This window comes from Botrimarina mediterranea (assembly GCF_007753265.1).
Lineage (GTDB): Bacteria > Planctomycetota > Planctomycetia > Pirellulales > Lacipirellulaceae > Botrimarina > Botrimarina mediterranea.
In genome coordinates, this window is record NZ_CP036349.1 from 3,434,155 (window position 1) to 3,447,538 (window position 13,384).

General features: G+C 63.2%; 4 protein-coding genes. 2 read left to right on the forward strand and 2 right to left on the reverse strand.

Features of this window, described 5'->3' with window-relative positions; genetic code table 11:
- Nucleotides 1-16: 16 nt before the first annotated feature.
- Entirely contained in the window at nucleotides 17-5,791 is a 5,775-nt protein-coding gene (locus tag Spa11_RS13200; RefSeq protein WP_145112971.1) for a lamin tail domain-containing protein, read from the reverse strand.
- A gap of 469 nt (nucleotides 5,792-6,260) precedes the next feature.
- Between Spa11_RS13200 and Spa11_RS13205 the strand changes: the two genes are divergently transcribed.
- Both Spa11_RS13205 and Spa11_RS13210 read left to right on the forward strand, forming a co-directional pair.
- Complete coding sequence (locus Spa11_RS13205) at nucleotides 6,261-7,085, forward strand: hypothetical protein (RefSeq protein WP_145112973.1); 825 nt, start codon at nucleotides 6,261-6,263, stop codon at nucleotides 7,083-7,085.
- 306 nt (nucleotides 7,086-7,391) lie between these two features.
- Entirely contained in the window at nucleotides 7,392-11,003 is a 3,612-nt protein-coding gene (locus tag Spa11_RS13210) for a chitobiase/beta-hexosaminidase C-terminal domain-containing protein (protein WP_145112975.1), read from the forward strand.
- Nucleotides 11,004-11,057: 54 nt separating this feature from the next.
- Here Spa11_RS13210 and Spa11_RS13215 read toward each other — a convergent pair whose 3' ends face one another.
- Nucleotides 11,058-13,247: a HEAT repeat domain-containing protein gene (locus tag Spa11_RS13215; protein WP_145112977.1), complete on the reverse strand. Its 2,190-nt coding sequence runs from the start codon at nucleotides 13,245-13,247 to the stop codon at nucleotides 11,058-11,060.
- Nucleotides 13,248-13,384 lie beyond the last annotated feature (137 nt).

Sequence of the window (13,384 nt, forward strand, 5' to 3'; positions counted from 1 at the left end):
CGCTCGGGCGCGCCTGTCACCAAACCCGAAGGTTGATCGCAAGCGATTCCTTGCCGGAAAGTTCCTCGTCCGTGGTATCAATAAGCATCGACGCCGATCCCGTGCCTTCCGCCTGTTGCGCGTCAACGACCGGCGCCACGGCATAAAGCAGCTCGAGCGCCCGATCGTAGTCGTGCGCGATCGATGCCTGCCGTGGCACGGCACGGCGGACAGGCGCCGACGACGCGACCACTGTTGACGCCTGGATCAACTGCGGAGCAGGGGAGGGGGCCACGTCCTGATTGGTTGCCGACGCCTCTGCCGACGACATCTCCGCTAAATCGATAGGCGACTCGGCAGCGGACTCCCAGACGAGCTCGCGCGACGGTTCAATTGCTGACTCGGGGAAGTCGCGGGCAACCACTACGGGCGCCGGCGACTGATGGCCAAGGTTGTCGCGCCAGACCGTGTAGTCGGCGGCGTTCACCAAGCCGTCGCTGTTGGCGTCGCCGTCGGCCTTCGTGACGCCGCTTGCCTTTCCGTAGTGAGCGCGCCAGATGTCGTAGTCCGACTGATTGACGAAGCCGTCTTCGTTGAAGTCAGCGGTGTGGTAGGGCACAAAAGCGCTGCCGGGATTTGGCGTCTTGGCCGTCCATGAAGCGACGGCGTCGCCGAACGCCACCGCTTCGCCGCGTGTCAGAGACGCCCCACCGCCATCGGCGCCGGTCGGCCATGGGACCGTCGCCGTGTACGTCACACGATCGACCAGGTAGTAGCCCGGCTCGGTCTCACCGGACGGCGGAGCGGTCGGCGCCTGCAGTTCGATCTCTTCTCCACGGTCGTCGAGGCCGCCCGAAAACGCCCCCACCAATCGCACGCCGGAGTCGATGCCGTAGTAGACGCGGAAGGCGTTGGCGAGCGTGGCATTGGTCGGATTGAAACTGACAACGACAACCGTCTCGCCCGCAGCGATGCTCGTCGCCGAGGGGAACACAAAATCGACGCCGCCGCTCAACCGCCATCCGGCAAGGTTGAGCGCCGCCGCCGTCGAGTTGTGCAGCTCAATGAACTCAAGTTGCGACTCGCTGATCCCTGCGCCGGAGCCCGTGGGGTGGTACTGGACTTCACTGATGACGACCCCGGCCTGCATCGGCGCACCATTGGGGCTGCCGATCGAAGGCGTCGCCAGCGGGAAGAGGCCGTAGTTCGTCTCGCCATCGGGCGCACGACCGAGCGACACGCCGGTTAGCGTCGCGTCGAACGACACGTCGTCAGCAAAGCGGATCGGCTTGCCGTCGGGCGCCGACGCCACGAGGTAAACGTCGTCTCCGCCGGCGCCGATCGCAAAGTCGCTGGCGTTCGCACCGCCGCCCGCGTTGAAGTGCGATTCGTTAAAGACAATCAGCCCGCCGGCAGCCAGGATCGTCCCGGAAGGGATCTGGTACTTCAGCAAGTTGGTCCCTTGATCCGACAGCCACCAGCCCGAGATGTCGATCGCGGCGCCCGTCGTGTTGATCAGCTCGATCGCATCGCCGTTGGACGCTACCGGGTTGGCGAGCACCTCGTTCACCACGACGTCGATGGTCGTGACCGGCGCCGCCGCCGGTGTACCGTTGACGGAGCGGCTCGCACGCCAGTTGCGGGCGTCTTCGTAATCTCCTTCGGTGTCGATCACCTCAAGCGACGAGCCGTCGCCATCGGTGCGCTTGTACCAATCGTCGCTGTACTCGAACTGCTGGATCACCGTCAGGTCGCTCGCCAGCACGATCAGCTCTTCGCCGCCGTTGCTCAACGCGCCGGACCACTCGCCAGCGATCGGTAGCCCGTCGCCGTAGCGTGACTCGAAGTTGCCCTGGTCTTCGAGTACCAGGACCCGCTGTCCCGGCGCCAAGATCGTGCCGTTGGGGAAGACGAACGTCACGCCGCCGGCGATCTGCACGTTGCTGAGGTCGATCTCGTCGGTCGTGCTCGTGTTGATGAACTCGATGAACTCGAACTCCTCGCCATCAACCACGTCTTCACCGAGCTGCGGCATGCCTGCCGTGGGGTTGTAGTGCAGCTCGGTGATACGCAGGTGGTCCTTCGTCAGCTCCAGGTTGTTTGCGACCGAAGGGGTGAACTCGATCGGATCGGACCAGTGGCTCCAGCGGCCAGTCGAGTCCTGGAACCGCACCCGCGCGCGGTGCAGCTCTCCCGGCTTAACGGCCGATGCCGGTGGATCGATCGTCGCATCGAAGGTCGACAGCGGGCCCGACTCCCAACTCGCGGTCCATTCGTCGAGGAACTTGACGCTCGTGTCGTAGCCGGCAGACGAAGGCGTGACCTCGGAGACCCGCCATTCAATGGCGCCGAAAGTGTTGTTCCCTTGGGGATCGGTAAAGGCCGTTGTCTGGAACGATAGTTCGTTCGCCGCCATCCCTTGATCACCGACGTAGCTGATCGTCGGCTTGTTGGGGATCAGCGCTTCTTCACCCGAGGCGTTGAGCAAACCGTCCAGGTAAGCCGCCCGCCCGCCGGGGCCTACCCCGCCGCCCGGTCCCGCGCCGCCGCCGGGCCAGTTGCCGCCCGTAAAGGCGAAGTCGAGCATGTCCTGCACGAGGTTTGTGATCGACGTCGCTCCAGCGCCGCCGAGACCCGCGTAGCTACCAGACTCGTTCTCACTAACGTTCTGCCACCGCGCCCGGTCCGCCGCTTCGAGCGGCAGTATGGTCGAGGCAAGCTCGGTGATCATCCCCACGATCTGGTCGGGCTGCCAGATTAGGTCGCGCAATTCGCGGAGTGTATTGTAGTACTCTGGCTTTAGCAGGCTGTCGCGATAGGCATCGTTGTTATTCTCAAACAGGGCGTCGTAGACGACGTCTTTGCCCTCGTTCCACGTCGGCCCCCAGGTAGCGTCGGTGTCCCACAGCATCAGCCAAAGCTTGCCGAGGTTGTCGTTCTCCGCCAGGTAATCGGGCTCGAAGTAGTACACCATGTTCTTATTGGAGTCGGGCCAATAGTCATAGTGACGGACCGCTTCGACGAGCGCGTGGAAAATGAAGTACTTCTCGAGGTTGACCCGGTACTCGATGTCCGTGCTTGCGCGCGACAGGACGTACTCGATGTAATCATGGTCCGAACCGTCCGACACCGCGTCGGACGATTGGTAATCCTGCTGGCGTAGGGCGTCTTGCGATTGGTTGATGAGCTTGTAGAGGTTGCCCGCCTCGAGGTCGTGCGCGTCGAGGAACCGTTTGTCATAGTCCTCGAGGGCGAAGTTGATCCCCCAGAAGTCGCCGTTCCATTGGTCCGGCGCCTCGGCGGCGTCATCGATCACGCGGAATTGGAACCAATGCGTGTCCACGGCCGGCACGCCCATCATGTTCGACAGCATCATCGTCATCGCTTCATTTAGCGAATAAGTGAGCGTCGAATGGTTGTCGAAGCCCTTGCCGGTAGTCAGCGTCTTCCATTGCTCGGGGTAAGGCACGCCCTCTTGGTCGAGCGGCTCGAACCAATGGCCGTCGTTGAAGCGAAAACGCATGCTCCGCTTGCCCTCGCCGTAATAACGCCCGTTGGCGCCGCGGAGGCGGTAGGTGATGTTGTCGTAGACCTTGCCATTGTAGACGATCGCCCCGGTCCAGTTGTATACGAATCGCCCGTCCGATCCCTGCGGCACCTGATCGGAGAAGTCGTAGGCGACCGCATCTTCGATGTCTTGGTTGCGCGTCAACAGATGGTAGGTCGGCAACGACGCCAGGTCGTCGTAGTCGGCAAGCACCTGACCGTCGCCATCGGTGTACTCGGGGATGCCGTCGTAAACAAAGTAGGCGAAGTTGAACGACGCGTCGTCGGCGTAGGGCGCCACGGCCGAGGCGCCGAGCAAATCGCTCACCTGCATCCGATACCGCACCAGGGTGCGGTGCGACTGCGCAGGAATCACCGCGGTATAGATGCCATCGTCCGCTACCGCGTCCGATCCGGTACCGTTATCGACCATCGCAACGCTGACCCAGTTGTCCGGGTCGAAGTACTCGGGGTTGGCGGTTGGACGGGCGTCGGGATTGGTCAGCAGTTCGCCGTAGGAAGCCGGCAGTCGCGCGGGGAGGTACTCGCCAGGGGCGACGATTTGGTACTGCAAGATGACCGAGGCCACACCATTGGGATCGCTCACCGCCGCCGTGACAACGCCCGAGTTGGCCGACGTAGCGCCGCCATCAACGGTCACCTCAGTAATCGCCGGCGCCGCGTTGACAGCGAAGGAGTTGTTCTGCGAACCCGGGGTCGCCCGCGGGTACTCGACGACGACCCGCACCGTGCGCGTCGTCGTCCCTTCGGCGTTCGTGGCGGAGAGCGTGTAGGTGGTCGTCTGCGTGGGCGAGACGACGATCTGCGTCTGGCCGGTCACCGTGCCGACGCCGCGATCGATCGACAGCGACGTCTCGTCGTCGACGTCCCATGACAGCGTCACCGACTGGCCGGCCAGGATTTCGTCGCTGCTGGCGGTGAACGAATTGATCTGCGGGCCGAGCGCCAGCGCGTCGGGGCCCGCTGTGTAGCTGGTGGCGACCTCGGCCGTCGACAGGGCGCGGTCGTAGATACGGAACTCGTTGTGGTAGCCGTCGAAGAGCGGGTCGTTCCACTGCGAGCGACCGAGCCAGTTGTTGTTGTCGTTGATGTCCGCCAGGTCGATGAGGGTCGGACTGCTCGCGATCGGCTGGCCGTTGACGTACAACGTTTGCAACTCAGTCTCGCTGTTCCACGTGACGGCGAAGTGGTGCTCGACGTTCAGCTCCGGCGCCTCGCTCCAGTCCGCCGAGCTCTCTGACCCCGACGCGCCAAAGCGGTGGGTGACCCGCAGCGTGCCGTTCCCCGATTGCGGGATCAGCGTGATGTAATCTTGGTTGCTGGCGCTGGGCGAACGGTCCTCGCCGGCGTCGCTCGTGCCGAAAGAGAAGATTTCCGCCCAGGTCCGATTGCGGGTGATCGTCCCCCACCACTCGAAGGTGGCGTCATTGCCCAGGTCTGAAACAATGCCATTCGGCAGGTCGACATAGGCGCCCGAGTTGAATGGGAACTGATTGGACCCTTGCCCGCTGTTGGCGCTGACGTCGAGCACGCCGCTACCGAAGGACGCAAGGTCTTGCGGGTCAACGAGTGCGCCGTCGGCGTTGCCGACACTGTCGTCGAGGTTCCCTGAGAAACTCCAGCGGTGCACGAGGTCGTTAAGCGCACCGGCGCTGGCGGGCTCTTGCTCATTCGTCTCACCGAAGAGCGGCACGAGGTAAGATGGCCGCCAGTTGCTGCCGAGGTTGTTGTCCAGCAGCGGGTTGATCAGTTCCATCGAGCCGCCGCCACCGTCCGCAGCGATCGGCCAGGGGAACGTCGCGCCGTACTCGACCTCATCGACGAGGTCACCCTGAGCATCGGAGAGGGCGATGCGTTCGCCGTCATTGTTCAGCCCGCCCGAAAACTGCCCGATCGCTGTGACGCCGAACGCCTCGTACAAACCGGCCGGGTCCTCCGCGATCACGACGTAACCGCCGGCGGGAATCGTCTGCCCAGGGGCGAACGTGTACTCGACCCCGTCACTGAAGCGCCAGCCCGACAGGTCGACCGGTGTCGCCGCCGTGTTGTGGAGCTCAACGAACTCCTCCAGGCTCGTGTTGTCGGCCGAGTTGTAATGGATCTCGTTGATGACGACGGCCATCATCCGCCGGTCTTCGAGCCCCTCGACACGCATCCGCCGCCGCGCCCGTTGATTCCCGACCTTCGCCCGCGGGGCCTTGGTGAGCGTACGAAAACCCCACTGCCGATTCCGAAAAGACGCCATGCCGTGCCTGTTCTCTACGTGCTCTCTACGGCGACCAATTGCGGCCGCGGGCCTTGTTCCAGCGGCGAACTAGGCCCGCTGGGAGCCTGTACGCCTGGACCGTTTTTGATAAGACAATCCCGAAAAGATGGGGCAGTCCGCCGTAGGTAGATGGAACGCCAACCGTTAAAACTTAACCAAATTCTCACATAATCCCCCCGGGGGATTTATCTCGTTCCGCTAGGGCTCTCTAGGTCTCATCCTGGCTACGAAACGCCGAAGCGGAGACCAAATGGGGAAAATTCTACGTCCGCCGGCGGCCTCACTTCGGGAGGAAACGACGCCCCGAAGAGAGCCCTTCCTGGCATCCAAACGGTGGACCTCACCTGTCCGTTGGATCAAACTAAACTGCTACCGATCCGCTGCCGTTGCCTTCCGCTGGCGGCGTCTCGTCAATGCGGATTCCCCACAACCCCCGAGGCCAGCACCGATGATTCGTGCCCGCGTAGCCTTCATGCCACTCCTGATCCTCGCTTGCGCGAACGTCAATGTCGCCCCTGCAGCCGAGGTTGTGGCTTTCTGGGGCTTCGCGGATGACTTTGACTTCGACACGAATCCCAACAAGCAAGACTTCGCCGCCGACGTCGATGCAACTGCCTCGGGCGACGCCAACCTCCAAGCCTATCTCGGCGTCGCCGACGAGCTCGACAACAACGGCGGCAACGGCTTTGCTTACACCTCAGCCACTAGCGGCCTTAGCTACGGGCCGACTCGATCGCTGAAGTTCGACGACGCCCGCGGCGGAGGTGATGACTTTGACATTGATGGTGTCTCGACGTTCCTCGTCGACAAGAACGACGGCGCCGGCGCGCTCAGCGACGACTTCAGCAATGACGCGATGATGTACCTCACTTTCAATGGCGCCGGCTTCAGCGACTTCCAGATCCGTTTCGACATCGAAGGCAATCCAGACGACTTGCCTAGCACCTTCGACATCTTCTACCGCGTCGACGGCCCGTCCGGCACGTGGTTCCGTGACCCCGCGCAGAACAACCTCGGCCTTACGTTCATGGACTATGTCCCGGCCGACCCCGAGAATCAGATCGCCGACAGCGGCTTGATCGCGTTATCGCCTCTACTCAACGGCGCCTCGAACATCGAGATCATCCTCAACGACTTCGCCGAAGGCGGCAATGGCGAGGTCGAGTTTGACAACATCGAGATCATCGGCGCACGCATCCCTGAACCGGCCAGCGTGCTGATTATGGCAGTCGCTCTCGCATCGACTGCGGGAGTGCGTTCGACGAGGCGTTAAATCAGCTTCGACCGACCCTAATGCGGGAGGCGACGATGTCGCCGATGACGGCCTGAATTCCGTGTCGGTGTGGCGCGCGTCGTCGGCTTCTGGGAACGCCCCTCACCCTCTCTCTGTATTTGACTCGCGGCATTTCTGCCGCCGCGATGTGGCCGTTGCGTTAATTTTTGATTAAGATCACAGCACTACTCGTGCATGAGGCGCCTCTGTGGAGCCTCTCACGGCGAGCGATGACAGTCGCCCGTCTGCGCACGCCATCTCATCGATTCAGCAGCGACCGATTGCAGGGACGGACCAAAGACCGCTATGCGCCGAAAGACCAAGGCCTTCCAATCGCGTCGTCTCCTCTGCCAACGGCTTGAGCCGCGCATCGCGCTGGACGCGTCGATGCTCCGCATCACTGAGGTGATGGCGGCGAACGACGAGACGCTCTACGACTTCGAGGGCGACGCCTCCGACTGGGTCGAGATCTACAACCCCTCCGCTGCGACGGTCGATCTCTCTGGTTTCTATCTCAGCGACCGCAAGAACAACCCGACGAAGTGGGAGTTCCCCGAGGACGCATCGGTCGCGGCGGGTGGCTACCTCGTCGTCTTCGCTTCGGACAAAGACCTCCTCGCCCCGAACGGGGAACTACACGCCAGCTTCGCATTGTCGGCTGACGGTGAGTACATCGGCCTGTTCGACGATGACGGCGTCACGGTCGTTGACGAGATCTTCCCGGGCTTTCCCGAACAGACCGACGACGTTTCGTTTGGACTATCGATGGAACCGACGGGCGCTTCGACGGTGCTCGTCGGCGGGGGGGCACAAGGCCGCGCCTGGGTCCCCACGAGCAGCGTCTACGACGCAACGTGGACCAGCCCCGAGTTCAATGACGCGCTCTTCAACATCGCGGGTCCGACGGGCTTTGGATACGAATCTTCGCCTGGCAACGCCGTCAACTTCACCAGCCATATCGGCACAACGGTTCCGGCAGGCACGACATCGCTGTACGTGCGCATCGAGTTCGATCTGACAACGCTTGCGGGCATTGACCAGCTCAAGCTGGCTATGAAGTACGACGACGGCTTCATCGCCTACCTCAACGGCGTCCCGATCGCCGAATCGAACGCGCCCGAGGGCGCGCAATGGAACGCCACCGCTTCGGGGCTGAACGAGGACGACGACGCGATTGTCTATGAAGAGTTCGACGTCTCGGGCGCGATTTCGTCGCTGGTGATCGGCGAGAACGTCCTGGCGATCCACGCACTGAACATCTCCAACACCAGCTCCGACTTCCTGATGTCGCCGCTGCTAGTCGCCGAGCAGTCCGTCATCACAACGCCTGAGACGCTCGGCTTCTTCGACGTCCCTACTCCCGGATACGGCAACGGCGAGAGCTTCGCCGGGTTCGCCACCGAGCCGACCTTCAGCGTCCCGCACGGCTTCTACGACACGCCGCAGTCGATCGCGCTCGCCAGCGCGACGCCCGGCGCGACGATCCTCTACACCACCGACGGCTCAACGCCGACGGTCAACGCCAACCTCGTCCCGACCAACGGCGTTGTCTACACGGGCCCGATCACCGTCAGCGGCACACGGACCATACGGGCGATCGCGTACCGACAGGACTTTAAGACTTCCTACGTCCAATCGGCGAGCTACCTCTTCCTCAACGACATCGTCGCTCAGTCGCCTCAGGGCCAAACACCCCCCGGCTGGCCCGTCAGCGGCGTCAATGGCCAGGAGATGAACTACGGGATCGACCCTGACATCATCAGCCAGTACGGCGTGCAGGCGGTCAAGGACTCCCTCCTCTCGATCCCGACAATCACGCTGACAACCGATCTGGCGAACCTGTTCAATTCGTCTACGGGCATCTACGTTAATGCCGGCAACCGAGGCCGCAACTGGGAACGACTCACGTCGGTCGAACTGATCAACCCCGACGGATCGGAAGGCTTCTCCACCACCGCGGGCCTGCGGATCCGCGGCGGTTACAGCCGCGGCGATTTCAATCCCAAGCACGCCTTCCGCCTCTACTTCCGTGGCGACTACGGCGACGGAAAGCTCAACTACCCGCTGTACGGGGACGACGGCGTCGATGAGTTTGACGTCCTCGATCTCCGCACCGCCCAGAACTACTCCTGGTCGTCCGAAGGCAACGTCCAAAACACGTTCCTGCGCGAAGTCTTTGCACGCGACACACAGGCCGACCTCGGTCAGCCCCACACCCGTAGCAATTACTACCATCTCTATCTCGACGGTCAATACTGGGGCATTTTCATGACCCAGGAACGCATTAGTGAAGACTTCGGTGAGAGCTACTTCGGCGGTGAGGCCTCGGACTACGACGTTGTGAAATCCGACCTCGCTGTTTCCGGGGGCACCGAGATCGCCGACGGCAACGACGCCGCATGGCGCCAGTTGTTCGAGCTCGCCCAGACCATGGCGGATAGCCCCGGCCGGTACGCCAACAATTACTGGACCATGCAAGGGCTTCACCCCGACGGCTCGCGCGACCCGTCGCTGCCGGTGCTGCTCGACGTAGGCAACCTCGTCGATTACATGATGATCATCATCTACACCGGCGGCTACGACTCGGGCATCTCCCAGTTCCTCAACAACGAGCGCGCCAACAACTGGTTCGGCATCCGCAACCGCGTCACGGGCGAGCAAGGCTTCCAGTTCTTCCTTCACGACAACGAGCACTCGCTCGGCGCCGGCTCGGGCGTTCACGGCACCTTGGGCATCGACCGCACCGGCCCCTTCATCAGCAACAACGACCGGGTCTTCGAGCAGTTCAACCCGCACTTCCTCCACCAAGACCTGCTCTCGCACCCCGAGTACAAGCAGAAGTTCATCGACCGCACGCAAGAGCTGTTCTTCAACGGCGGAGCGCTGACTGTGGACGCCAGCATCGCGCGGATGCTCGAGCGTAAGGAGCAGGTCGATCCGGCGATCATCGCCGAGGCCGCACGCTGGGGCGACTCGAAACTCAGCACGCCCCGGAACAAGTCGACCTGGGAATCCGAGGTCAACTGGCTGATCAACACCTACTTCCCAACCCGGGGACCGCTCGTCCTCAACCAGCTCCGCGCCGACGGCCTGTTCACTTCCTTCGCCGCCCCAACGTTCAGCCAGTTCGGCGGTGAAGCGCCCTTCGGCTTCGAGCTGTCCATGACCTCAGGCGCGGGCACGATCTACTACACAACCGACGGCCAGACCGACCCCCGCAGCATCGGAGGCGCGGTCAACGCTTCAAGCGAGGTCCAAGCCTACGGCGGGCCGATCCCACTCGCCGGAGAGACGACCGTCATGGCGCGCCTACGCACGCTCAGTGGGCAATGGTCGGGCCTCGTCAAGGCGACCTTCGATGTCGCGACCAATCCAGGGGACTTCGACTCCGACGGCGTCGTCGATGAAGACGATTACCTCGTCTGGCGTGCAACCTACGGCTCGACCACCGACCTCCGCGCCGACGGGAACGCCGATGGCGTCGTTAACGCCGCCGACTACACGGTCTGGCGGGATCAGCAGCACGCGGCACAAGTCTTAGCGGCGGCGCTCGCCAGCACGCCGCCAACCGAAGTCGACGCCCCTCCCCAGCCCGAGGTGGCAGCCACCGTCAGCGAAAGTGAATCCACGCAGACCGAGTCGTCCGCTATCGGCGTCAACACGCTGAGGTGGATCGATACGCCACTCATCACCGCCACATCGTCGGCGCTAAGCCGATCGGCAACACCGATGAGCGATCCTGGGCCGACTCCCCACCGTGCGCGGCGCCTGCTGCTGCTCGACAGCCATCAGCAGCAAGCCGCCGAAGAGTCCGTACCGACTCGCTATCGCCCCTCCACGCGGCAAGACTTGCAATCCGTCGATTCGGCGTTCGCATCGCTCGAAGAGTCGATTGAATGGCGATCACTCTCGCTTTAGCAGCGGCACGATCATCGACTCCGAGCGGGCCCGTCGGCAGCGACGCCGCCCAACTCACTCCGTGTCCCGCATCGCCTGAACACGCCGCAACAGATTGCCGACGACGGGGTCGTTCGGTCTGAGGGCGTTCATCTTCCGTAGCGTCTCAATCGCTTCGGCCTTCTTCCCTGCTTGCTCGTAGAGCAGCGCCAGCGCCGTCAGGTATTCGAACGACTGGGGCTCTAGCCGCGTCGCTTCTTCTAGGGCGCCAACTGCGTCGGCGTTCCGCCCCAACAGGTACAGCAGCATGCCACGTTGGTAGTGCGGGCGTCCCGACTCGGGCAGCAGCTCGCTATCGCGCTCGAGCAGCTCGACCTCTTCTTCGCGGAGCTCACGTATCTCTTGCTTGTCGGCCTGCCCCGATTGCTCGAGCAGCCGGGCCACTTCGCTACGAGGGCCGGACAAATACGGCTCCATGCGAATCGCGTCTCGCAGCGAGGCGATTGACTTCCGCACGTCGCCTTGGCTACGGGCCAGCTCCGCCAGGCGTAGGTTCGGCCCGGCGCGATCGAAGAGGACGGTCGTGTCTTCGTCGTACTCGTCGATCAGCTCCTTCAGCTTCTTGATCTGCTGCGGCTTGCGGAGCGTGTTCGGAGCCCGGATCGCTAGCGCATCGACCGCCGCGTTACGCACCAGCCGCGTTTCGTCACTGAGCATATCACCGATGTCGTCGGCGTGACTCGCCACAGCCTCCGATGAGAGCGAGCCCACCGCCGCCGCGCGGACTAGCGGGCTCGGGTGGTCGAGCGCCTCACGGCAGAGGTCGTCGCTCTGCGGCGTCTGGAAGTTCGCCAGCGCCCGCAGCGCCGTCGCGCGGACGATGTCCGGCGTACGGCGGCCCGGCAACGGCGCCTCGTAGGCCAAGAGGTCGGAGATCTTGCCGACGGCGTCGGGCCAACCCTTCCAAGCCGCGTCGAGCGCGCGGGCGTAGTGCGGGTCGTTGGGGCGTTTTGGGCCGTACCATTTCTTAATCGCCTCGGCGGCCCACGCGGCGTCCTCGCCATCCTTCGTATGGCAATCGTTGCAGGCGTTGGGCGTGCCGAGCTCGACGCTCAGGTCGGGCCGCGGGATTCGGAAGCTGTGGTCGCGGCGCCCGTCGTTGACCATGTAGTGCCGTTGCGGCATGTGGCAATTCACGCACAGCGATCCCTGAGGATCGCTATGGAAGTGGTGCGCCTTGTTGTCGTACTTCTGATGGCATTGGGCGCAGAGGGCGTTCCCCTCGTACTTCAGCTTCAGCGAGTGCGGGTCGTGGCAGTCGCTGCACTTGACGTTCTCGTGGTACATGCGGCTCTGCAAGAACGAGCCGTAGACGTAGACCTCATCCTCGATCTGCCCATCGGCGTGGTAGAGCCCCGGCTCTAAGAGCGCGAGGTCGTAGTGATCGAAGTAATCGTCACCCGCGTCGAAGCCGCCCGCCAACACCCCGCGTCGCGAATGGCACGGCGCGCACGCCGCGATTTGTGCGGTGTTCGATTCCTGCTTGAGCTTCGCCAGCCCGTAACCGTGCCGTCGGTCCCAGAACAGCGAGTTCGCCTCCGCCAGCTCGACGTGCATACTCCCCGGCCCGTGGCACGCCTCGCAGCTTACGTCGATCTCATTGTAAGTCGTGTGGTAAGTATTGGCCTTGAGATCGAAGTTCTTCTTGAGGTCCGTCGAGTGACACTCGGCGCACATCGTGTTCCAGTTCTGCGCCAGGCCCGTCCAGTGGAGCGGGTCGTGCGGGTCGAGCTTCAATTCGACCGCGTCGGGAGGCGGTACTTCGAACCATTTCTTCTGCTCCGTATCCCACGAGACCCGCAGCACCTGCACACGGCCGCCCTCCATCTCCACCATGTACTGCTGGAGCGGCGTGTAGCCAAAGGTGTAGGCGATCTTGTAGTCGTGGTTCTCGCCGTCGGGGCCTTCGGTGTTGACGTAGAAATCCTTCCCCTTGCGGAAAAACTTGCTGACGACGCCGAGCCGTTCGAAAGTCGCGTCGTCGAAGTCGCCGAGGACCGACTCGTCGGTGGGGAGTTCCATCGCCCGGTCGTGGTGCGACCCCTCGAAGAGCTGCGCCTCTTGCTGGTGGCAGGCGACGCAGCGATCACGGCCAACGTACGTAGCCACCGCATCGGCGGGCAGGGCGACATACCAATCGGCAAAGCACCAGCTCAGGGCAAGAAGGGCCAGGGCCGCCGCGATAAGGACGCGTTTGCTCTTCATGAAGGGCTTCCCGATGCACGAGCCAAAGGTGGCGTCACTTCGGGGGTCCTCTTGCGCGCCGCAGAAAACTCTAGCACGGGATCGCAAGGCGCCGCCAAAATCGGCGAGAGCCCTACTAACGGCAGAAAAAGTGACCC